General features: G+C 67.2%; 22 protein-coding genes. 6 read left to right on the top strand and 16 right to left on the bottom strand.

Features of this window, described 5'->3' with window-relative positions; genetic code table 11:
* The first annotated feature begins 168 nt into the window (after nt 1–168).
* Nucleotides 169–1881 carry a DEAD/DEAH box helicase gene (locus tag DKG75_RS18760; protein ID WP_109922696.1) on the top strand — a complete coding sequence of 571 codons (1713 nt, stop codon included), beginning with the start codon at nt 169–171 and terminating at the stop codon, nt 1879–1881.
* Nucleotides 1882–1989: 108 nt separating this feature from the next.
* Here the strand turns inward: DKG75_RS18760 and DKG75_RS18755 are convergent, their stop codons facing one another.
* The 14 genes from DKG75_RS18755 to DKG75_RS18690 all read right to left on the bottom strand — a co-directional run bounded on the left by DKG75_RS18755 (nt 1990) and on the right by DKG75_RS18690 (nt 13417).
* Entirely contained in the window at nt 1990–2454 is a 465-nt protein-coding gene (locus DKG75_RS18755; protein WP_109922695.1) for a hypothetical protein, read from the bottom strand.
* A gap of 157 nt (nt 2455–2611) precedes the next feature.
* Entirely contained in the window at nt 2612–2908 is a 297-nt protein-coding gene (locus DKG75_RS18750) for a hypothetical protein (RefSeq protein ID WP_109922694.1), read from the bottom strand.
* 157 nt (nt 2909–3065) lie between these two features.
* Complete coding sequence (locus DKG75_RS18745) at nt 3066–3317, bottom strand: hypothetical protein (RefSeq protein ID WP_109922693.1); 252 nt, start codon at nt 3315–3317, stop codon at nt 3066–3068.
* A gap of 25 nt (nt 3318–3342) precedes the next feature.
* On the bottom strand, nt 3343–3537 hold the full coding sequence (locus DKG75_RS18740; RefSeq protein ID WP_109922692.1) for a hypothetical protein: 195 nt from the start codon (nt 3535–3537) through the stop codon (nt 3343–3345).
* Between the two features lie 102 nt (nt 3538–3639).
* Complete coding sequence (locus tag DKG75_RS22790; RefSeq protein WP_133636706.1) at nt 3640–3822, bottom strand: hypothetical protein; 183 nt, start codon at nt 3820–3822, stop codon at nt 3640–3642.
* A gap of 22 nt (nt 3823–3844) precedes the next feature.
* Nucleotides 3845–4135, bottom strand: coding sequence for a hypothetical protein (locus DKG75_RS18735; RefSeq protein ID WP_133636704.1), 291 nt, complete (start codon nt 4133–4135; stop codon nt 3845–3847).
* A gap of 182 nt (nt 4136–4317) precedes the next feature.
* Nucleotides 4318–4854 (bottom strand): hypothetical protein, encoded by a 537-nt coding sequence (locus DKG75_RS18730; protein WP_109922690.1) that lies wholly within the window; start codon nt 4852–4854, stop codon nt 4318–4320.
* Nucleotides 4855–4873: 19 nt separating this feature from the next.
* Nucleotides 4874–6172, bottom strand: coding sequence for a hypothetical protein (locus DKG75_RS18725; RefSeq protein ID WP_109922689.1), 1299 nt, complete (start codon nt 6170–6172; stop codon nt 4874–4876).
* A complete protein-coding gene (locus tag DKG75_RS22785; protein ID WP_133636702.1) occupies nt 6165–7466 on the bottom strand; it encodes a hypothetical protein in 1302 nt (433 codons plus the stop codon). The genes DKG75_RS18725 and DKG75_RS22785 overlap by 8 nt, the downstream gene beginning before the upstream one ends.
* Nucleotides 7463–8482 (bottom strand): OmpA family protein, encoded by a 1020-nt coding sequence (locus tag DKG75_RS18710; protein ID WP_109922686.1) that lies wholly within the window; start codon nt 8480–8482, stop codon nt 7463–7465. The genes DKG75_RS22785 and DKG75_RS18710 overlap by 4 nt, the downstream gene beginning before the upstream one ends.
* A gap of 149 nt (nt 8483–8631) precedes the next feature.
* Entirely contained in the window at nt 8632–9459 is an 828-nt protein-coding gene (locus DKG75_RS18705) for a hypothetical protein (protein ID WP_109922685.1), read from the bottom strand.
* A 131-nt stretch (nt 9460–9590) separates the two neighbouring features.
* Nucleotides 9591–11897, bottom strand: coding sequence for a CHAT domain-containing protein (locus tag DKG75_RS18700; protein ID WP_133636700.1), 2307 nt, complete (start codon nt 11895–11897; stop codon nt 9591–9593).
* Between the two features lie 164 nt (nt 11898–12061).
* On the bottom strand, nt 12062–12703 hold the full coding sequence (locus tag DKG75_RS18695) for a hypothetical protein (protein ID WP_109922683.1): 642 nt from the start codon (nt 12701–12703) through the stop codon (nt 12062–12064).
* 84 nt (nt 12704–12787) lie between these two features.
* Complete coding sequence (locus DKG75_RS18690; protein ID WP_133636698.1) at nt 12788–13417, bottom strand: hypothetical protein; 630 nt, start codon at nt 13415–13417, stop codon at nt 12788–12790.
* Nucleotides 13418–13634: 217 nt separating this feature from the next.
* On the opposite strand from DKG75_RS18690, the gene DKG75_RS18685 reads away from it, so the two are divergent.
* From DKG75_RS18685 to DKG75_RS18665, 5 genes are all read left to right on the top strand, one after another.
* On the top strand, nt 13635–14813 hold the full coding sequence (locus DKG75_RS18685; protein WP_109922681.1) for an acyl-CoA dehydrogenase family protein: 1179 nt from the start codon (nt 13635–13637) through the stop codon (nt 14811–14813).
* Between the two features lie 37 nt (nt 14814–14850).
* Nucleotides 14851–15504, top strand: coding sequence for an HAD family hydrolase (locus DKG75_RS18680; protein WP_208111888.1), 654 nt, complete (start codon nt 14851–14853; stop codon nt 15502–15504).
* Nucleotides 15505–15574: 70 nt separating this feature from the next.
* Complete coding sequence (locus DKG75_RS18675) at nt 15575–16234, top strand: hypothetical protein (protein ID WP_109922679.1); 660 nt, start codon at nt 15575–15577, stop codon at nt 16232–16234.
* A 29-nt stretch (nt 16235–16263) separates the two neighbouring features.
* Entirely contained in the window at nt 16264–17157 is an 894-nt protein-coding gene (locus DKG75_RS18670; RefSeq protein WP_109922678.1) for a thioesterase family protein, read from the top strand.
* A 68-nt stretch (nt 17158–17225) separates the two neighbouring features.
* On the top strand, nt 17226–18644 hold the full coding sequence (locus tag DKG75_RS18665) for a hypothetical protein (protein ID WP_133636696.1): 1419 nt from the start codon (nt 17226–17228) through the stop codon (nt 18642–18644).
* On the opposite strand, the gene DKG75_RS18660 is transcribed toward DKG75_RS18665, so the two are convergent.
* Both DKG75_RS18660 and DKG75_RS18655 read right to left on the bottom strand, forming a co-directional pair.
* The gene (locus DKG75_RS18660; RefSeq protein ID WP_109922676.1) at nt 18645–18989 is read right to left on the bottom strand and encodes a hypothetical protein; all 345 of its coding nucleotides are present in this window, start codon (nt 18987–18989) and stop codon (nt 18645–18647) included.
* 150 nt (nt 18990–19139) lie between these two features.
* A complete protein-coding gene (locus tag DKG75_RS18655) occupies nt 19140–21317 on the bottom strand; it encodes a 3-hydroxyacyl-CoA dehydrogenase NAD-binding domain-containing protein (RefSeq protein WP_109922675.1) in 2178 nt (725 codons plus the stop codon).
* Nucleotides 21318–21332: the final 15 nt, after the last annotated feature.

Below are 21332 nucleotides of genomic sequence, written 5' to 3'. Positions count from 1 at the left end.
GGGCGGCCATGCACGGCAGGTGATGGCATTTTCCGGGGGTTTGGGGTAAATGGGGGGCCTGGACGCGCCTTAAGCGCGATCGTGTGCCGATCTCTATGATGGTGAGGGCGGCTCGCACCCCCTTTCATCGCTGTTCGCGCCGATAGAGATCGGCTGACCCGAGGCTCCATGCCCTTTCCGCAAATCAATACCCATGTGAACGGCGCGCTGGCCGCCCGCGACTATACCGAGCCGACGGCGGTGCAGACCGCGGTGCTGGAACCGGCCGCCGCCGGCCGCGACCTTCTGGTCTCGGCCCAGACCGGCTCCGGCAAGACCGTCGCCTATGCGCTGGCCATCGCCGAGACCCTGCTCGCCGGCGCCGAGCGCTTCGGCCCCGCCGGCGCCCCGCTGGCCCTGATCATCGCGCCGACCCGCGAACTGGCCATGCAGGTCCATGCCGAACTGACCTGGCTCTACGGCCCGGCGGGGGCGCGGGTCGCCTCCTGCGTCGGCGGCATGGATGTCCGGCGCGAGGCCCGCGCCCTTTACGAGGGTGCCCATGTCGTCGTCGGCACGCCCGGCCGCCTGCGCGACCATCTGGAGCGCGGCCGCCTGATCACCGGGCAGCTGCGCGCCGTCGTGCTCGACGAGGCGGACGAAATGCTCGACCTCGGCTTCAAGGAAGACCTCGAGGCGATCCTCGACCAGACGCCGGAAAGCCGCCGCACCCTGCTGTTCTCGGCCACGATCGCGCCCGAGATCGCCTCGATGGCGACCCAGTACCAGCAAAACGCGCTCCGCATCGAGGCGACCGCCAAGGGCGAGGCCCATGGCGACATCGATTACCGTGCCATCCGCGTCGCCCCCAACGAGCTCGAGCATGCGGTGGTGAACGTCCTGCGTTACTATGAATCGCGGGCGACCATGATCTTCTGCTCGACCCGCGAATCCGTCCGCCACCTGCATGCCGCCCTGCAGGAGCGCGGCTTCGCCGTCGTCGCCCTGTCCGGCGAACTGTCGCAGAACGAGCGCAGCCGCGCCCTTCAGGCGGTGCGCGACGGCCACGCCCGGGTCTGCGTCGCGACCGACGTCGCGGCCCGCGGCATCGACGTGCCGGACCTCGGCCTCGTCATCCACGCCGAACTGCCGAACAACCGGGAAACCCTGCTGCACCGCTCGGGCCGCACCGGCCGCGCCGGGCGCAAGGGCACCTGCGTCATCCTCGTGCCCTATAACCGCCGGCGTCGCGCGGAACAACTGCTGATGGGCACGCGGCTCAACATCGTCTGGTCCGGCGCCCCCACCGCCGACGAGATCCGCCAGCTCGACCAGGAACGCTTCCTGACCGATGCCGCCTTCGTCGAGGAAGCGGCGGAAGACGATCTGGCGCTCGCCCGCATCCTGCTCGAACGCCATTCGGCGGAAAAGATCGCCGCCGCCCTGGTGCGCCTGCGCCGCGCCGAACTGCCCGCGCCCGAGGAAATCGCCGACGAGCCGCCGGCCCCCGCCGCGCGCGGCCCGCGCCTTTCCGGCGGGCGGGACAGCGCCGGCGCCGGTGCCGGCGTGTGGTTCCAGCTGAACATCGGCCGGCGCAACAATGCCGATCCGCGCTGGCTGCTGCCGATCATCTGCCGCATGGGCAAGGTGACCAAGCAGGATATCGGCACCATCCGCATCTTCGACCGCGACACCCGCTTCGAAGTGGCGCCCGACATGGCCGCCGGCTTCGCCGACAGCGTGCGCAAGGCCAACGACCAGAAGATCCGCATCGAACCCGCAGGCACCCCGGCCGACGACCTGCCGCCGCCGCGCCCGCCCAAGCGCCCGCACCGGGGCCAGGCCCCGCGCGACCAGGCCGGCCTGTCCCCGAAGAAGGCGAAGAAGCACAGCCACGCGTAACGCGGGCCTGCCCTGGACCGGCCGCCATCCGGCCTGTTCTGTTCGCGGAGGTCCCCCGTGCGCCGAGAGTGGCGCCGATAGTGGCGGAAAGGGCGAAGGCGCCCTTTCCTACCGCTGCCGCACGAACTTCTTGCCGCTCCAGACGACGCGGACCGCGCCGACGCTGGGGGGCGGATCGACGCGGCATTCGAGTTCGATCACGGGGAGCCTGCCGCCGGTGACGATTTCCGAGCCGTAGCACACTTCATTGAGCGTATTCCCCCGGTAGCCGTTCCCGACCGACAGGAAGACGTCGATACCGCACCCGTGGCTGCCACAATTGTACAGTGAGGCCCCCTTGCACTCGAACAGGTTGTCGTCGACGAGATAGTCGGGCTTGCCGTCACCGTTGAAATCCGCAGACCTGACGAACCTGGGATCCTGTACCGGCTGGCCGCCATTGTCCCGGCACTCCTTGACAGCATTCCGGACATAGGCGGCGACGGGCTGGGGCAGCGATGCCCCAACCCCTTGCGCGGCGGCGCCGGCCGCGAGCAGCGGGAAGACGATGAAGGCAGTAATCGCGGCGCGCATGGGTTTACCCTCTCGTGGCAGCATGTTCACGGCAGTCGGGACGGCATGCGATCAGGGGGGCCTGAGGCGAAACCAAGAACGGCCTTCGCTTCAGAACTTCACCTGCCCTCCACCTGCAGCATCGAGGACGCCGGGCCATTTCATCGCGGCCTTGATGTCAGAAGCCCCCTCTGCCGGCCGACACGGCCGTGAATATTGTCGCCAGAGCCCCCATGGCAAAGATGACGATGAGCAGCGCAAGGCCGTTGAGAATGGTGCCGATAACGCCGAGGATCAGGCCGAGTTGGTAGTTGCCGGCTTGCCCACCACGCCAGGCGACGATCCCAAGGACCAGGCCGACAACCGCCAGCACGATCCCCAGGACCGGGATCATGAATCCGAACAGGGCGCAGACGCATGAGATGATGCCGGTAACAAGTCCGGGCTGCGTTTTCCCGAGATCCGTATCGCTCATTTTCAAACCCTCCAAAGGTCGGAACTTTGCCGTCGATTGCCGTCAGGCGCGATCCGTTCGCGGCTCCGGATCACGTAATCATATTCATTACACAAGAATTCGACGCCATGGGCGCTGCGGCGGCAGACGAGGCCGCCGCCGTTGACCGCCCCAGGGCTCACCCCCGCCGGTCCTGCAAGGCGGCGCGGATGTCCAGCAGCGTGAACAGGATCGCCGCCGACATGTTGCTGATCACATACCCCACGCCGCCGCCGACCAGGGCGGTAAGGGCATTGAAACGGTAGCCCCCGCCCCCGGCGACCCCGCCGAAGAGAAAAGCGGCGATCGTGATGAGGACGATGGCGACCAGGGTCATGATCTCGGAAAGGTTGATGACCAGGGCACGGAATTGCGCACGGAATTGCGACATGGTTGTAACCTCCTGATGTGATGCGTTACCTTCCGTCGGCGATCGAACAGGTCGCGACGACGGCTATAAAGAGAAAGGCGATCACCAAGCCGCCGTAGAACCTGACCTTGTTCAGCTTGTCGGTGAAGGATGTAACCTTGACCGGCCTATCCGAGGTGCGCAGGGATTGGCGGTAGCGCTCCTCCGCTTCGATGCGCGCCTTGTCTTCATCGCTCAGCATGATCTCACCCCGTCCGGTTGATGGCCCATTCTCGTGCCGGCGCCCGCTTCCGCGCCATTGCGTAACCTTTCGTATCCTTGCGTGGATCGCATTTTTCACCGCTCAATCGGGCAATCGCGTCCAATTGCCGTCCTGGTCCCGGCACAGGACGGCGGTCGTCGTCCGCGGTGCCGCCTCCCCCTCCACGCTGACGGTGGAAACGACCCGGCGGCACTGTGTCGGCGCTTCCGGTGCGCAGCCGGCAAAGAGGATGACGAGCGGGAACAGCACAGGTTTCCATGTCATGGGGTGTCTCCTGAAGACGGCGCTACCGCAAAGCCGCGTCCACAATCTGGTCGTCGCCATCGGCATCGCGGCAGATCAGCGCGGTTTCTCGAACCTTTCCTTCCACACCCTTTATGCTGAAATCCGTGTGGATGTGGCGGCACATGGTGAAACCTTCCCGATCCGGAGCGGGCACGGGCGGACCGACACGAAGGCTGCGCTTGCCGGTCGTCCCGGCGCCGGGCGCCGGGTCATAGGTGCGGGCGACCGGCTTGCCCGTCTCCAGCGCCTGCTGCCGGGCCGAGGAGACGATCTCGATATCACTCTTGTCCATGGCCAGGATCACGCAGGCGGCAGCGCGAGTGGCAGGGTCAACAATGCCGCCGAGGGGCATGAGCGGAGACCAAAGGCGGTCGTAACACGACTCCCGTGCCTTGGGCGCGCAGGTGGCGAGCGCCAAGGCGAGCGGGACCGACAAAGCTCTCCATGTCATGGGGCGCCCCCCTGAAGCCGGCGCTAGTTCGAGGTCACTTCCACAACCTCGTAGTCGCCATTGGCATTGCGGCAGGTCAGTGCGGTTTCCCCGGCGTTTCCTTCGACGCCCTCTATTCTAAAGTCGGTGTGGATCTCGCGGCACTTGGTGAACCCTTCCCGATCCGGAACGGGCACCGGCCGGACACGGAGGGTGCGAGCGCCGGGTGTTTTGGTACCGGGCGCCGGGGCGTAAGTGCGGTTGACCGTCTTGCCCGTCTCCAGCGCCTGCTGCTGGGCCGCGGCGACGATCTTCTTGTCGTTTTCGTCCATGGCCAGGATAATGGCGCAGGCGGCGGCACCAAGACCCGCGCCGATGGCGACGCCCGCAGGGACACCCTTGTTGCCGGCGGCGGCACCGCCGATGAGGCCGCCCAGCAAGGCCCCGCCGCCAACCGTCAGTCCGCATTCCAGGGCCCGGTCGCCGAAGGGCGAATCCGCACAGCCGGAAAGGCCGAGGGCCGCCGTCAGGACGACGGGAAGAAACACGGCCGTACCACGCCGCGCGATCACCTTGCTCATATCGGTATCCCTTGTGGTTTCAGAATTGCAGGCCGGGGGAGAGCTTCGCCTCGAAGCGGAAATCGGGTGTTTCCCGCCCGCTGACATCGGACCGGATCACTCTGATCTGGGGATCAAAAATGCGGACCTGCCCGATGTCGCCCGATGCCGTGATTTCGATGAACCGGAAGCCGTTCCACGAAAATTGCGGCGCGAAATCCGTATCCTTCGGAGATTCGGTCACATCCGGATTCCAGGCCTGCCCCATCCAGCGGCCGTCACCCTTGACCGTGCAGTTCCCCTTGGCGTCACACAGGACCTTTCCGGCGAAGGGGGTGGATATCAGGCGCTTGCGGGATGTTTCGACCCAGCTGTTGACCAGATTGCCGCCGGCGTCCCAGGCCAGGCGAAGCTGAACCGCGGCCTCGTAATCGAGCATGTCGACGACGCCGGCATAGGTACGGACCGCCACGGGATTGCCGGCCAGGGCTGGGAGCCCCTGGGTGCCCAGGCCCGTCAACTGCCCGCGCATGCCGAGCACCAGGGATTCGACATAGGGCTTGGCATTGGCGCCCAATGCGGGCGCGAGGCCGACGACGTAAACCTCCGCCCGCTGGAGATCGATCCCCAGGGATGCCGCGCGTTCCAGCCCCGCCCGCCGCGCCGCCGCGGGATCGGCCAGGCCGGCCGGATCGAGATCGGCGAAGGATGAAACCAGCAGGATGCGCGGAATCCCGTTGGCGAGATCGACGAAACGCCCGCCATTGGCCAGGCCGGGCAGAAGCGCGGGTGTTGCCTTCTCCCCCGCTTCCGCCTTGACTCCGCCCTTGCCGGCAAGGGAGTTGAGCGTGCCCTGCAGGCGCTTGCGGAACCCATCGCGCGCTTCCTCCTGCACGCCGTCGACGGATCCCTCGAAGAGGCTGCCGAAGGTGCCCTGCGCTTGCCGGCGTGCCTCCAGGTCCGCGGCGGAAATATTGGGCGAGCAACCGGAAAAGAGCAGCGAAAGCTCCCGGCTTTCCAGGCGGGCCACCTGCACGGTCAGCAATTCGCCCGGCAGCATGGCATTGGTGGCGGCGGATTGGCCCGCATCGGCGATTTTCAGGATCGGGGACATCCAGCCGTTATTGTGTCGGCGGATGTCCGCCGCGTCGTCCGCATCGGACGGCCTGTGGCGGACGAGGGCTTCGTCCACGACCACCACGGTCTGGCGCAGCGGGCGGTTGTCGCCGGTGCGGCAATACTGGTGATCGCGGACCGTTTCGAGCGGTTCCGCCCGGGCGGGACCGGCCCCGAACGGCAGCAGGAGCGCCAGGGCCAGGGCCAGGAGATATTCACGCATAGGGCAACTCCAGGTTCTGGCGTTGATACGTGGCGGCATCGACAAGCCGGTGCGGGTTTTCCACCGGCAGCATCAGATCCTCGACTTCGAAGCGGGCTTTGCCGCCCTGTGCCTTCAGCGCGTCGATCAAGCGGTTGCGATAGATTTGCAGCGCCGCGATCACTTTCCCGTCGACGGCGCGCAACCGCTCGAATTCCGTGCGAAGGGTCTGGTAATCGGGGAGATTGTTCAGTTCGATCCGCACCCGGCTCTGGAGATTGGTGCGTTCCTTGTCGCGCGTGGCGAGATGCAACTGATTGCCTTTGTCGATTCCGGTTTCCTGGAACTTCCGAAGTTTCCTGTTCAGCCTTTCGAGCAGACGTTCGATCTTGCCGAATTCCGGAATTGGGCAATGGGCAAACCAGGCAACCACCATGCCGGCCAGCCAGATGCCGACATTGATGCCCACGGTGGCCGCAATCTTCATATAGAGGCCGGCACCGACCCCCCCTTCACCGAGGATGTCAAGTTCGATTTCTTCCTTGAGCAGACTGTATCGAGCCCAGACAACGGGGAACATCGCCAGATCGAAGAGAATAAATCCGACCGCCAATCTGACCCGGTGATTCCATTTCTCTCCCGATGGCACCCCAGGTCCAAAAATACTACTCCACTGTAGTATGGACTTTCCGATTACGTCGCTTGAAACAGCAGTGAGTATTACGATAAGAATCGTAAATGCAGCAATAGCAGCCGGGGGAAATGACGGAATACCTTTTTGAATGCCAGAATAGTTCATAAAAAATTCGAGCATTCCCAACAATGATAGAGCAATTAGGTAAATAATCCGCGACCATTCGTTCGCAGCATTACCACCATTCAACGCCTTTTTTGCCTCATACTCTTTGTTCGCAACATCAATCTTATGAAGAACGTCCTTTATTTTTGGATTGTTGTAGAATTTTTCCCGCTCGGCGCGGATCGACTGGTTCTTTTTCTGCTCGGCTTTGCTGATTTCCGCTTCCAGCAGAAAACCGCGCTTGTCTTTTCCAAGGTCGATATCGTCGAACCGCTGCCGCAGCGGCTGAAGTGCCGCGATGCGCCATGACGCGATATAGGCGGTGTACCACTCCTTCATCCGCGGGGTGAGGAAGGCGGGGTGGCTTTCGCTGGCGCCGAATTCGGATGTCAGCGGGATGAGGGCCGACTTCGCCTCCCCCTCGACAGCGCCGAGGAGGTTGGTGATCAACGCCCCGTCGGGCGACAGATCGAGATTCTCGTAGCCCTGTCCGGGACTGGCGGGATTCGCACTCATAGATCTGGTACTCCCTGGACTTCGAAGCGACTGTCTCCGATACGGAGATCGATTGTGTCGGCGGGTCCGATGTAGGTGGTGCCGCCGGGCGCGGCCGGCGGCGCGGTCGCCCCGCCCCTTTCGTCATTCGGCGCCGGAACGGTGGCGCGCGGGTCCTCTTCGATTACGGTGCCGGGCGCCTCCGCCGGCGGCGCGATCGTGGGGAGGGGGGTGGGTCGAGGTGGCCGCCGCGGCGGCACGGGGGCGGTCGGCACGGGAACGGCCGTCACCCGCGGCAGGGCACGGATGCCGCGCTGGCATTCCTCGATCACCGCCGCGGGCTGGCCGGCGCAGACGATGTCCTTCTGCCGGGCGAGCCAGGTCGCCACCGCCTCGGGCCGGGCCGCGATCAGCAGTTCCACGCGGCGGTTCCGGGCCATGTTGTCGGCCGTGGTATTGGGCAGGAGCGGCAAGGCTTCGCCGAAGCCCACGCGCCAGAGATGAACGAGACCGATGCCGCGGGCGGACAGGGCCACGGCCACGGCATCGGCACGGGCCACCGACAGGCGGTGATTGTAATTGTCGTCGCCTCGCGAATCGGTGTGCCCGGCGACGAAGACGGCGACATCCGGCACATCGCGGCGCAGGGTATCGGCCATCAGGTCGAGCACGCGGGCGGCATCGGCGCGCAGGTCGCTGCGCCCGGTGTCGAAGAACACCCGGTCGGGGAACACCACCCGGAGAACCGGCGTCTCCCGCCCGTAGGGCAGCGCCCCGGCCTCGATCACCGCATCGAAGAAGCTCGGCCCCTCCGTCCCGTCCCGGGCGGCGAGGCGGAGGAATCTGTTCTTGCGGTCTTGATGCTCGTCGCCGATTGTATCGAGCCAGTCGCCGAGCACGGGCGGACCGCCGTTGCGCGCTCCCCCGACGGCGGGGGGCTCGGCGCAGGCGCCCAGCAAGGCGAACGACAGGCCGGCGAGCACGGCGCCGGACCGCCATCGCCCGCGCCGCGAATATTCCCTACGTTCCTGGTACACTTAAGCCCCCGACCTTATCGCCCCGATACTGCGGGCACGGTAGGGGACACAACCGCCCGGCGGTATTGCGCCTCCTTTCGGGAACTTGTGCTGGCGCTATTTTTTTTGTTTTCCCGCAGACCGGCCGGGGCCGGAAACGGAAACGGCGGTCACATGACGATGAATTCGACCGTCGCCGTGCGCACCGGATCCTTGGGATGAAGCTCCAGGTGGCGGATGATTTTCTGCGCGGTACTGTCCGACAGGCGCACCGCCGCCATCCGCGAGGCGCTTTCGCCCCTTGCGTCCGCGTCTTCCAGGTCGGGGCCGCCGAACAGCCGGATCAGCGTCTCCGAGCCCTCGACCACCATCAGGCGATAGCGCCCGGCGGGCTTGCGCAGGACCATGCCCGGCATGCTGAGCACGGATTCGACCATCAGCGTGTCGGGCAGGCCCGGAATCGGCGCCAAGGTCTCGATCGCATGCTCGATGTCGAGGACGAATTGAAGGACGGCGACATGCTTGCCCTCCGTCGCGCGGACCACGATCTCCACCCTCTCGCCGATATGAAACACTTCATTCTCGGGATGGCCGTCGTCGACATAGGCAACGCCGCGTTCGCGCCGGCTGTTCGTCCGGCGCAGGGTGATGGAGAGGCCGCTTTCGGCGGCGTTCTCATCCAACCGGCGCGCGAGACTCCGGCGCGGGTCGGCTTCATAGACCCCGACGCCATGGACGCATAGTTCCCTGCGGAAGGCTTCCTCGTCCGTAATATCGAACAATTTGTCCGTCAGGCCATAGACGCCAAGGCCGAAGCCCTGAATGATCGCGGCGGCGTCGCCGATGCGAAGGGGGGTGCTGCCGTTGCGGCGCTGCGTCACCCCCGACGGCTCGATCAGCAGGATTTTGGCCAGATTGGCGTTGGTCAGCTTCTTCGCGGGATGGGTGGCGCCAAGGACGCGAAACAGGGTTTTGATCTGCCAGTCGAAATCTGCCATTGCTATCTTTTCCGTGTCTATACTTCCCTGGAAAAGGGTTGCGCGATTTTGAACATGTCTCCGGATTTGTCACTTTTGCGAGGTTTCGCGGCGTTGTGCACGCTTTGTTTTTTTCGCCCATTCGGTGCATGTCAGGCCTGATAGCACTGAAACGCCGCCCAGTGGCATGGCGCCGCGAACGCGGGCACGAGGTTGAGCACCGCCGCCGCATCGGCCAGGGCAAGATCCGGCGGCTGTCCCCGGACGAGGGCGCCATGGATCAATACGGCCATGCGGGCCGCGGCCTCGTCGTCCACCGGCCACAGGGTGGCGATGACGTAGCGCACCCCCAGGGCGGTCAGCAAGCCGGCCAGGCTGCGTCCGCCGCCATGGCCCGCACTGCCGCAACCGGACAGAAAGACGAGATCGATACCATCGAGGTCGCGAGCGCCGAAAGCGGTCTCCAGGGGGATCGCCTCGCCCTTGGCGCCGATCAGGCAGGAGGCGGCAAGGTCATCCTCCTTCAGCCTGAAATGCGCGGCGATATGCAGAAGGGCGGGGCGATCCCGCAGGGCGGCGTCGAGCGCGGCGCGGTCGAAATCCCGGATCACCGCTTGTGCCGGAACGCCGTGCAGCGCGGCGACCGCAAGGGCCTCGTCGTCCACCCGGCCGAGGGGGGCATCATCGGCGCCCGGGGACGAAAGAATGCACACACCCCGGCGCGGCCCCTGCCCGGCCACCGGCGCTGCCGGGTGGCCGCAGGTCCTGATGGTCAGGCCGCGCCCGGTGCCGAGCGGGATACCGTCGAGCAGCAGGGCGGCAAAGGGCAGGCCGGCGACCGGCCCGAAAGGGGCGATATTCAGGGATGCCGCATCCCGGACCCGCGCCGCCAGCGGACCGAACAGGGCTTCGCCCAGGGCCGCGCGCTCCGCCGTCGCGTCGCGATGCAGGCGGATCTCCAGCGCCAGGCGCTGGACCAGCCCGGCCAAGGCGTCGGGCGCAAGCGCGACCACGCTCTGCCTTGGTCCGTCAGGCTCGTAGACGATGCGAAGAAGCCGGCCGTCCCGCGGCAGGAAGCTGACGCAGAGCCCGGAGGCCGCCGCCGGATTGAGCGCCGGAAAGGCGGGCTCGAGATCGAAGGCCATGACCGCGCAGTAAAAGGCCGCGCCATCGGCCTGCCCCCCGCGCGCGGCTTCGGCCGCCGCCCAGGCCGCCGCCGCCGCCGCGGCGATGCGGGGGCCGGGGGCCCAGTCCCGGTACTGCCGCGACCGCAGGCTCGCGCCATGCAGCATCATGGCATGAAGCCCGGCGACATCTTCCGCCCCGCGCAGGTAATCGGCGGCGACCAGGGCCTGCTGCAACGGCTCCAGGGCCGACAGGATCATGGTCCGCCGAAGGCGGGCGTCATGCGGATTGCGCGGCAGGGTGGCGGCAACCGAGTCCAGCCGGCGCAGGAACAGGGTGGCGGTCAGCACCGCAGGGCCGACCCGGCCCAGCTTGAACAGGGCGACCGCGAGCGCTCCCAGCATGGCCCAGTCGTTGGGGCGGCTTTCCTGGCAGCCGAGCAGGTGCAGGGCCTGATCGACCAGGACCGGATCGATATCGTTGGCCGCGATCTGGATTTGCAGGCGAACCAGCGCGTCCCGGGACCTTTCGCCGGGGCCGGCGGTTTCCGGCGGGGGCTCCCGGCCAAGGCGGGCGGCGGCTTCGGCCGGGGCATCCAGTTGCAGGCAGGTCAGGGCGACAAAGCGATCGACCTGCGGCAGCAATGGGGACCAAGGCCCGGTCATCATGCTGCGGATGATGTCGTGCCGGCGCAGCAGCAGGGCAAGATCGCCGGTTTCCAGCGGCGGAAACAACCGCGTGACCGCCATCTGCACCTTGACCTCGTCCGTCGGCCATGTTTCGGCCTCGGCTTCGGCCCATGCCATCAAGTGCCGGCCGCGAGAATAGTCGCCCAGTTCGTAGGCCGATTGCACCGCATTGGTGAGCACGAAGAACAGATCCTGGTCCAGGGCGGAAATCAATCCGCAGGCATCGGCGAGGGCCGAATGAATCTCCCGGGCCTGATCGAATTGGCCGTCGGTTTCGAGCAGCCGCGCCCGGGCGGAATACCATTTGATCCATTCCCGCAGGTCGTCGTCGGACAGGCCCGCGGGAAAGGCAAGAGGTTGCGCTTCATCGAGACCGGGCGGACGGGCGAGATCGACCATCGCCTTCGCCCGGTCCAGCGCCCCGGCATCGAAGCAGACCGTATAAAGCACCCGCCGCAGGTCGCGCAGCGCCCTGTCCCGCCGCGCCGGGTCGTCCACGGCACCGGCCGTGACGTGCCGGGCTTCGTCGATCAAGGCTTCCGCTGTCGCCGCAGTCAGGCCCCCGGCGTCGCGGCGCTCGAACAACCGGCGCAACAGGTCCTGGATGTCGGCCGGATCTTCTCGGCGGGAGCCCGAAGGTGGCACATGAGTCTCCTCGCTGAGGCCCGGCACAGGTATCGCCATGACGCGCAATGTCAACCGGCACGATCTTGCCCGATCGCCCCGATTCCCCGGATCGCCAATTTCTCGGATCGCCAATTTCCCCGATCGGTGGACGGCGAAGCGGTCTCCACGTCGCCCGGCGATGCCTATTGCACCGGCAGGCCCGGCAGCCCGCCGAGGCCCTGCAGCATCTGCTGCATCGGCATCACCTGATAGCCGGGCGGCACGCGGAAGCGGGCCGGATCCTGGGGCCCGAGGTCGACGTGACTGGCTGCAATCACATAGGTTTTGCCCTGGTCGACCGTTTCCGAATAGAGCATGACATTGTCCCCGGTCAGGCAGACCTTGGATTCCGCCGTCTCGCCGCCCAGGGTGCCGACGGCGCTGTAATAGGTACAGCTATGGCCGGCGATCGTCTTGGTGCCGAGGGGCGAGAGCTTGACGTCCGCCTCGGTCATCATCTGCTGGGGCGACAGGCCGGCGCCGGGCCCGGTCATGCCGGGCATCGGCTGGCTCATGTCCATCTCGAAGGCCATCTTCACCGGGGCCGACATCAGGACCACCATCTTGTTGCTGTGCAGGTCCATCAGGCCGGTCATGGCCTGGCCCTGCTCGGTCATGTCCATGCGCATCTTGCCGTCGTGATGCGCCATGGTCATCAGGTGGCCGCCGGGCTGGACCTGATAGGTGACCGAATAATCCACCTTCGGCAGGGGCATGGGCTCCGCCGCCGCGGGCAGCGCGCTGCCGGCGGCAAGGACGAGGCTGGCGGATATCAGACGGCGCATCGGCTTTCTCCCGTTTCGGGCCATGGTGCCATGGCAGCCCCCGGATAACAAACCGGGGGCGGGCCCGCCGGTTCCCCGGCCCCCCTATTGGCGCGGCATCCCCGGCACGCCCATGGCGCCGAGCCCGCCCAGCATCTGGGACATGTCCATGACCTGCATCCCCTTCGGCACCTCGAAGCGGGCCGGATCCTGGGGCTTCAGGCTGACCGAGGTCGCGGTCATGACATAGGGCTGGCCCTGGTCCTTCGAGACCGCTTCCAGCATCACCATATCGTCGGTCAGGCAGACTTCGGAACGGACCGGCTTGCCCCCGTCCCCCTCGCAGAAGGCTTCGTAGACGGTACAGCCGAGGCCGGCGATCACCTTGGTGCCGAGGGGCACCGGGGTATAGCGGGCGCTGCCCACCACGCCGGTCGGCGTCAGGCCCTTGCCGGCGCCGGGCAGGGGCTGGTCCATGCTGATCTTCATGGCCATGCCGTCCGCCAGCATGAACATCACCCGCTTCACCGGGTCCATGAGGATGGTGGCCGGGCGGCCGCCCTCGTCGGTATCGATGCGCATCCGGCCGGCGTGATGGCTCATGGTCATGACCATGCCGTCCGGATCGATGCGATAGGTGGCGCTATAGTCGACGCGCGGCCGCAGCATGTCCGCCGCCTGCACGGGCAAGGCGACGGCCGCCACGGCCGCCCCCAGCGCCAACCCGGAAATCATCCCCCGCATCCGTCCCTCCCGTCGCGAATCGTCCCACCGCGAATGATCCGGCCGATCATGCCACAGGCGGGCGGGCGCGGCCGTGACGGCCGTCACCGCGCCGCCGCGTCGCCGGCGGCGCAAGGTTGACGCTTGCGTCAACTCTCCCGGCCGGGCACCCTGTCGACCAAATGACAAATAGTCCGGCGATCCCCGCGCCGGCGCGGAGGAGAGCACCATGTCCGAACTGTCGCTGTTCGATCCCCTGCTGCACGAAGTGCCCAGCCCCTATTACACGCCCGCGCATCGGGAGTTCCGGGCCATGCTGCGCAAATGGGTGGACGAGCATATCGCCCCCTTCGTCGACGCCTGGGACGAGGCCGGCGGCTTCCCGCGCGAACTCTACCGCAAGGCCGCCGATATCGGCCTGATCGGCATGGGCTTTCCGGAGGCATACGGCGGCGTTGAGGGCACCGACCTGTTCCATTCGATCATCGCGACCGAGGAACTGGCGCGGCCCGGCTGCGGCGGCGTCATCGCCTCGCTGATGAGCCATTCGATCGGCGCGCCGCCGATCCGCGATCTCGGCTCGGACGAGATGAAGGCCCGGGTCCTGCCCGGCATCCTGTCGGGCGAGAAGATTTCCGCGCTCGCCATCACCGAACCCTCGGGCGGTTCGGATGTCGCCAACCTCCGCACCACGGCGGTGCGCGACGGCGATCATTACCGCGTCAACGGCGAGAAAGTCTTCATCACCTCCGGCATCCGGGCCGATTACATCACCACGGCGGTTCGCACCGGGGGCAAGGGGTTCGGCGGCATTTCCCTCCTCCTGATCGAGACCGAGCGCCCGGGCATCACCCGCACCCCCTTGAAGAAAATGGGCTGGTGGGCGTCGGATACCGCCGCCATCCATTTCAATGACGTGAAGGTCCCAGCCGACAACCTGATCGGGCCGGAGAACGCGGGCTTCCTCGGCATCGTGCGCAATTTCAACGCCGAGCGCATCGGCCTGGCCGCCGGTGCCAATGCCTTCGCCCGCGTCGCCCTGGAAGAGGCGCTGGCCTGGGCGCGCCAGCGCCAGACCTTCGGCAAGCGCCTGGCCGACCATCAGGTGATCCGCCACAAGCTGGTGGACATGGCCCAGCGCGTGAACGCGACCCAGGCCCTGCTGGAAAACCTCGCCTGGCGCATCGAACAGGGCGATGCCCCGATCGCCGAGATCTGCATGCTGAAGAACCAGGCGACCACGACCATGGAATTCTGCGCCCGCGAGGCGATGCAGATCCTGGGCGGCGCCGGTTACATGCGCGGCGTGAAGACCGAACGCATCTACCGCGAGGTGCGGGTGAATGCCATCGGCGGCGGGTCGGAAGAGATCATGCGCGATCTGGCGGCGCGCCAGATGGGCCTGTAGACTGCGCCTCCCTTTCATCCGGCTGCGTGGGGTTACGGTGCGTCCCTCCCTCGTCATCTTCGATTGCGACGGCGTCCTGGTCGATTCCGAAGGGATCGCCAACCGCGCCCTGGCGGCGGCGGTCACCGCCCACGGCCTCGCCCTGGACGAGGCGGGCAGCCGGCGGGAATTCGTCGGCCTGTCCATGACCTCGGTCATGGCACGGATCGAGGTCCTGACCGGCAAGGCCCTGCCGCCGGACTGGCTGCCCCGGCTCCAGGCCGAAACCTATGACGGCTTCCGCGCCGGGCTTCAGGCCGTGCCCGGCATCGCCGCCGCCGTCGCGGCGGTGCGGTCGGCGGGGCTCGCCACCTGCGTCGCCTCTTCCGGCACGCCGGACAAGATGGCGCTGACCCTGGGCCTGACCGGCCTCGCCCCCCTGTTCGAAGGCCGGATCTTTTCCGCGCTCGAGGTCCGGCACGGCAAGCCCGCCCCCGACCTCTTCCTCCATGCCGCCGCCCGCATGGGTCACGAGCCCGGCAAAAGCGTGGTGGTCGAGGACAGCGTGCCCGGCGTCACCGGGGCGGTCGCCGCCGGCATGCGCGCGCTCGGCTTCGCCCGCGAGACCGATGCCCGCCTGCTGGCCGCCGCCGGCGCCGAAACCTTCACCGACATGGCCGCCCTGCCCGCCCTTTTGGGCTTGCAACCGTGAATTGCCGACCCCATCTCCTGGCGGAAGGATCGGGGCAAGGCACCCGATCCCGCGAAAGAGAGGGGTGCCCATGACCATCGACGATATCGTCAAACAGCGGGCGGCCGCCCTGCTGCACACCTTCCGTTATGACTGGCCCCCCTCGGTCGAGGCCGAAGATGTCCGGGCCCTGGACAAATTGACGTTTTTTCCGGACGCATTCGGGCCCGGCGCGGTCAGCGGCCAGTTGGACCGGCGTTCGATCGCCAATGTGGTCATCATGGCCGGCAGCGACCGCCCCCATGACGCCAGCCTCTGGGTCAGGGCCAGCTACCGGGATTACCGCGGTGCCTATATCGCCTTCCTGAAGAAGATCTACGGCCTGACCGTAACACCCCAGGACCTCGCGCCCTACGATGTCGATCACCTGCTGAACCGCGCCCGCGCGGGGGGCGGCGGTAAGACCATGCTGCGCATCGAAGCCGTGCGGCGGTCCACCAACCGGCAATGGGGAGCCCTGATCGAGAAACTGGCCGCGTCGGACAAGATCGCCGGCAACCGGAGAACCAGCCGCCTGATGAGCTACCTGATCGCCGGCAAGGTCGCCGACTGCGCACCGCCCGCCGGCCTCGACGACCGGGCCGGCCGGGAACAGCTTGCCGTGGCATTGTCATCGCGTGGCCTGAACCCCGACGAGGTCCGGAAGGGCCTCGACAACATGCTCGGGCATATCGCGCGCAATCAGACGTAACCTCGACAGTAAAAGACCGGACGGCAAGCATGACCGCTGACCTTACCCTGCCTCATTTCGACGTCACCTGGCGCGGCGGCACCGATGCCTGGGAATGCGACCAGATGGGTCATATGAACGTGCAGTTCTATGGCGCCAAGTTCGACGAGGCGGAAGCGGTTCTCCTTGCCCGTCTGGGCCTGCCGGCGGGCGGGGCGGCGCAACCCCGCGCCGACCACATCGTCTTCCGCAAGGAAAGCCGGGTCGGCGCCGCCCTCTGGGTGCGCAGCGCCGTCATCGGCGCCGATCCGGGGGCCGGCACCCTGCGCCTCCGCCATATCATGTATCATTCGCCGAGCGGCGCGGTGGCGGCCACGGTCGAAACCCTGGTCGGCAACCTGCCGGCCGCGGTGGTCGCGGCCGGTGCCGCCCGCGGCGTCGATCCCGCGCTGGTCGAGGCCGGGGCCGCGTTCCCCGCCGTCGCCGCCCTCGACGGCGTCGGCCTGGAGCGCGCCCGGGCGCTCGCCCTGGTCGAGACCGGGGTCAGCGCGATCATCCCCGAAGACCTTCGCCCCGGCGGCATGATCGGCCGGCGCGGCCTGATCCGCCGCCTGTCCGAGGCGGTGGGGCATCTCATCGCCTCGGAAGACACATCGTCGGAAAGCCTGCGCGGCCGGCACATCGGCTCCGCCGCCCTGGACTACCGGATCCGCTGGTCGCGGCCGGTGGCGCCGGGCGATGTCGTCGTCCTGCGTTCCGGCGCCTCGGGCACGGTCGGGCGCACGCTCCGCTTCTTCCACTGGCTGCTGGACGAAAAGACAGGGGAAGCGCTCGCCACCGTCGAGATCGTCGCCGTCTATTTCGACATGCAGGCGCGAAAGGCCATCCCGGTACCGGCCGAAATCCTGAAACTGTTCGAGGGCCGCACCGTCGCCTGGCCTTGAGTCCCCGTTCCCAAGCCCGCCCGACCCTGCCAGGATGAAGATCCGACCCACGAACACGGATGGCGGGAATGAGGTTTCCCTCCCTTGGGCTTTTGCTCCTGCTGCTGGCTGCGGCCTTGCCGGCCACCGCGCTGGCCGGGCGCCTGTGCCTGCTGCCGGTCGGCGACGGCGCCCCCGGTGCCGCGGACCTGGGTGACGCCTGGCGGATCGTCCGGAAAATCGACAGTTTCCACGGCCGCCCTCGCCCCATCATGCAGGGCGGCAATAGGCGCGGTGTCTGGACCATCGACGAGAACCGCCGCCTTGTCCCCTATGGCGGCCCCTATCCGACCTTCGGCCTGGCCGCGAGATACCTGCATGATCCGGCCACGGACCGGCTCGTCGGCATCGATCGCACCGGTCTTTATGTCGCCCCCGCGGCGGACGGCCGCTTCCAGCCCCTGGCCACACCGCCGGGCTTCCGCTTTTACGACATCGCCCTGGCGCGCGGGCAAGTCTATGTCGGGGTCGCCGACGCCGGCGTTCACCGGCTGGCGGGCCCGACCCTGGTTCCCGCCTTCCCGCCGGCGGTGTGGACGGTACGGGAGGTGGAGGGCATGCCCGGCCTTCTCGCCACCGCGGCGGACGGCCTCATCCTTCATGTCGGCGAGGGGGCGGTGCAGACACCGCTCTATACCCTGGCGAAAACGACGGGGGATTATCTTCTCACCGCCGACCTCCTGCCGGGCAACCGGCTGCTGCTGCGCAGCCAGAAGGAGACCGTGGCCATCGACCTCGACTGGGCGGACGGCACCCCCCGCCCGCGCGCGGTCCATAGGCTCGAACGGCGGCAGACGAATCGCGCGGCCGCCGATCTCGTCTCGAAGGCCCTTGGCCTCTACCTCACCCTGTCCGACGCGGAACCGGGCCGCCTGCTGCGCCTGGGGGCCGCCGGGCTCGAAACCGTGGCCAGCCTGCCGCTGCGTCCCCATCCCTTCACCGACCTGCCCGCGCTTGGCCTCGTCCTGGTCAATGCCGGCCATGTTTCGGACCGCATCGGCAACGGCGGGCTTTACGCCTATGACGGCGATAGGCTCGTCCCCATTCCAGACAGTGGTGCCGACGCCATCGGCACCTGGACATGGATCCGGCCGGCCGAAACCATCGGCAAAATCCTGATCTACAGCGAACGCGGCCTGTTCGAACTCGGGCCCGACCTGCGCATCCGCCCCCTGCCGCCGCCCGAAGGCTTCCCGGCCGGGGAAGCCATCCGCGACATCGCCGAAATGCCGGCGTCCCGCCGTGTCGCGGTCATCACCGCCGGCGGGCTCTATACGATCGACGCCGAAGGCCGGGCGGAAACCGTCGCCGGCGGCCGCGATCATGAATTCCCCCACCTGCCCAGCCCGGCCTATCTGCAAGGCCGCCAGGAATTGCTGATCGTCGCCGGGGACCGCCTCCTCCTGCTGGCGGACGAAGCCTTGTCCGGCCCCTGCCCCCCGCCCTGACTATTTCCGCCGGCGATCCGGGTCCAGCAGGCCGGCGACACCCTGCAAGGCAGTGGAGGCGGCCGCGCCCAGCGGGTTGTCGTGAACCGCCTCGGCGATCGTGCGCAACTGGGCATTGGCCGCCGCCGCCGTCGTGCTCACCGTCCCGGTGACGGTGGGGACGGGCTTCTTCCGGGACAGTCCGACGATCAGGGCCGGCGCCAGGAAAACCAGCCCGGTCACGGCCGCCGCCAGGACCGGACCGGCCAGCCCGGCCAGCCCCGCAAACAGCGCATAGGCCAGAAAGCCGGCGCCGACCATCGTGGGCCCCGCCAGCAGCAGGGCACGGGCATAGGTCCGTTCCATCTCGATCCCTCCCGCCGGGCCGTCTTCCCGGCGCCGGACCGATGATCGAAGAGGCCCGGCCCACACGCAATGCCGGAATGCCCGGAAACGGTGCGGACGAAAAAGGCCGGCGGGTCGCCCTGCCGGCCTTCGTCTCGGTGTCGCGGCCGATTACTCGGCGGCGGCGGCCAGCTTGGCGGTCTGGTAGAAGGTCTCGCCCTTGGCCGCCATGTCGCGCAGCAGCTGGGGCGGGGTATAGCGCTTGCCGTATTTCTGGGCGTAACTGTCGGCCAGCTTCACGAATTCGGCAAGGCCCAGACGGTCGATATAGGACAGCGGGCCGCCGGTCCAGGGCGCGAAGCCCCAGGCCAGGATGGAACCCACGTCGGCGTCGCGGACGTCGGTCACCACCTGTTCCTCGAAGCAGCGCGCCGCTTCGACGGCCTGGCGGACCAGGAGGCGGGTACGGATTTCCGTGATCTGGTCGCGGCTCGCCTCGGCGATCTTCACCGGGGCGAGTTCGGCCAGGCCGTCCCACAGGTACTTCTTGCCGTCGGCCGGGTATTCGTAGAAACCCTTGGCGTTCTTGCGGCCATAGCGGCCGAGCTTCACCACCAGGGTCTCGACGATATCGTCCGCCGGGGTCGCCTCATAGGCATCGCCCAGGTCCACCTTAGTCTGGGTGCGCACCTTGTGGCCGAGGTCCAGCGCCACGTCGTCGTTCATCTCCAGCGGGCCGCGCGGCATGCCGGTGGCACGCCCCACGTTGTCGATGATGGCGGGCGCAATGCCTTCCGCCAGCATCTCGATGCCTTCGTTGACATAGGTGCCGAAGCAGCGGCTGGTGTAGAAGCCGCGGCTGTCGTTGACGACGATCGGGGTCTTCCGGATCTTCTTGACGTAATCCATGGCGACCGCAAGGGCGCGCTGGTTCGTCTGCTTGCCCATGATGATCTCGACCAGCATCATCTTGTCGACGGGCGAGAAGAAGTGGATGCCGATGAAGCTCTCGGGCCGCTTGCTGGCCTCGGCGAGGCCGGTGATCGGCAGGGTCGAGGTGTTCGAGGCATAGATCGCGGTTTCCGGGATCACGGCCTCGGACTTGCGGGTGGCTTCCGCCTTCACGTCCCGGTTCTCGAACACCGCCTCGATCACCAGGTCGCAGCCGGCGAGATCGGCGTGATCGGTGGTGGTGGTGATCAGGGCGAGGTGCTTTTCCTTCTTCTCCGGCGTCGACTTGCCGCGCGAGATCGCCTTGTCGAGCAGGTTGGTCGAATAGGCCTTGCCCTTGTCCGCCGCCTCGATCGTCTGGTCGAGCAGCACGCATTCGATGCCTGCCGCCGCCGAGACATAGGCGATGCCGGCACCCATCATGCCCGCGCCCAGGATGCCGAGCTTCTTCACCTCGGTCGCCGGCTCGTTCTTCGGGCGGCGCACGCCCTTGTTCAGCTCCTGCATGGAGATGAACAGGGTGCGGATCATGTTGCCCGCGGTCGGATCGAGGAGGAGGGAGACGAAGTAACGCGTCTCGATCCGCAGGCCGGCATCGAAGGGCACCTGAAGCCCTTCATAGGCGCAGGACAGGATCGCCTTGATCGCCGGGTAATTGCCGAAGCTCTCCTTGTGCGACATGGCGATGCCGCCCATGAAGGTCTGCGCGCCGCCGGGCGAATAGACCGCGCCGCCGGGGATCTTGAAACCCTTCTCATCCCAGGGCTGAACATTGCGCGGCGAGCCGAGGAGATAGTCCTTGGCCCGGGCCAGCAGCTGGTCGGCCGGGACCACTTCGTTGACGATGCCTTCCGACAGCGCCTTCTTCGGGTCCAGTTCCTTGCCCTGGAGCAGCAGCGGCAGGGCCTTGGCGATACCGACGATGCGCGGCAGGCGCTGGGTGCCGCCGGCGCCGGGCAGCAGGCCGACCTTCACTTCCGGCAGGCCGAGCTTGGTCTTCGGATTGTCGGCGGCGATGCGGTAATGGCACGCCAGCGTGATCTCGAGACCGCCGCCGAGCGCGGTGCCGTTGATGGCGGCGACGAAGGGCTTGCCCGAGGTCTCATACTTGCGGAAAATCCGCTGAAGGGTGCCCGAATTCTCGGTCAGGGCCTTCGCGTCCTTCGGGCCGAAGGCGGTCTTCACCAGCATGTCGAGATCGGCGCCGGCCAGGAAGGCATCCTTGGCCGAGGTGACGATCACGCCCTTCACCGCCGGGTCCGCGATCGCCTTCTCGGTCGCTTCGGCGAAATCCCGGATCGAGGCTTCGTTCAGCACGTTCATCGAACGGCCGGCCATGTCCCAGGTGATGGTGGCGATGCCGTCGGCGTCGACGTTGTAATTGATATTGTTGCTCATGGTAGCTCTACCCCG

Origin of the sequence: Zavarzinia compransoris, assembly GCF_003173055.1 — a bacterium.
Taxonomy (GTDB): domain Bacteria; phylum Pseudomonadota; class Alphaproteobacteria; order Zavarziniales; family Zavarziniaceae; genus Zavarzinia; species Zavarzinia compransoris.
Note: the sequence above shows the minus strand (reverse complement) of the source record. Positions and strands in the feature narration are given on the sequence as shown.

Coding starts and splice junctions, on each gene's coding strand:
- DKG75_RS18760 (WP_109922696.1), top strand. CDS start 169: ATGCCCTTTCCGCAAATCAATACCCATGTGAACGGCGCGCTGGCCGCC.
- DKG75_RS18755 (WP_109922695.1), bottom strand. CDS start 2,454: ATGCGCGCCGCGATTACTGCCTTCATCGTCTTCCCGCTGCTCGCGGCC.
- DKG75_RS18750 (WP_109922694.1), bottom strand. CDS start 2,908: ATGAGCGATACGGATCTCGGGAAAACGCAGCCCGGACTTGTTACCGGC.
- DKG75_RS18745 (WP_109922693.1), bottom strand. CDS start 3,317: ATGTCGCAATTCCGTGCGCAATTCCGTGCCCTGGTCATCAACCTTTCC.
- DKG75_RS18740 (WP_109922692.1), bottom strand. CDS start 3,537: ATGCTGAGCGATGAAGACAAGGCGCGCATCGAAGCGGAGGAGCGCTAC.
- DKG75_RS22790 (WP_133636706.1), bottom strand. CDS start 3,822: ATGACATGGAAACCTGTGCTGTTCCCGCTCGTCATCCTCTTTGCCGGC.
- DKG75_RS18735 (WP_133636704.1), bottom strand. CDS start 4,135: ATGGACAAGAGTGATATCGAGATCGTCTCCTCGGCCCGGCAGCAGGCG.
- DKG75_RS18730 (WP_109922690.1), bottom strand. CDS start 4,854: ATGAGCAAGGTGATCGCGCGGCGTGGTACGGCCGTGTTTCTTCCCGTC.
- DKG75_RS18725 (WP_109922689.1), bottom strand. CDS start 6,172: ATGCGTGAATATCTCCTGGCCCTGGCCCTGGCGCTCCTGCTGCCGTTC.
- DKG75_RS22785 (WP_133636702.1), bottom strand. CDS start 7,466: ATGAGTGCGAATCCCGCCAGTCCCGGACAGGGCTACGAGAATCTCGAT.
- DKG75_RS18705 (WP_109922685.1), bottom strand. CDS start 9,459: ATGGCAGATTTCGACTGGCAGATCAAAACCCTGTTTCGCGTCCTTGGC.
- DKG75_RS18695 (WP_109922683.1), bottom strand. CDS start 12,703: ATGCGCCGTCTGATATCCGCCAGCCTCGTCCTTGCCGCCGGCAGCGCG.
- DKG75_RS18690 (WP_133636698.1), bottom strand. CDS start 13,417: ATGATTTCCGGGTTGGCGCTGGGGGCGGCCGTGGCGGCCGTCGCCTTG.
- DKG75_RS18685 (WP_109922681.1), top strand. CDS start 13,635: ATGTCCGAACTGTCGCTGTTCGATCCCCTGCTGCACGAAGTGCCCAGC.
- DKG75_RS18675 (WP_109922679.1), top strand. CDS start 15,575: ATGACCATCGACGATATCGTCAAACAGCGGGCGGCCGCCCTGCTGCAC.
- DKG75_RS18670 (WP_109922678.1), top strand. CDS start 16,264: ATGACCGCTGACCTTACCCTGCCTCATTTCGACGTCACCTGGCGCGGC.
- DKG75_RS18665 (WP_133636696.1), top strand. CDS start 17,226: ATGAGGTTTCCCTCCCTTGGGCTTTTGCTCCTGCTGCTGGCTGCGGCC.
- DKG75_RS18660 (WP_109922676.1), bottom strand. CDS start 18,989: ATGGAACGGACCTATGCCCGTGCCCTGCTGCTGGCGGGGCCCACGATG.
- DKG75_RS18655 (WP_109922675.1), bottom strand. CDS start 21,317: ATGAGCAACAATATCAATTACAACGTCGACGCCGACGGCATCGCCACC.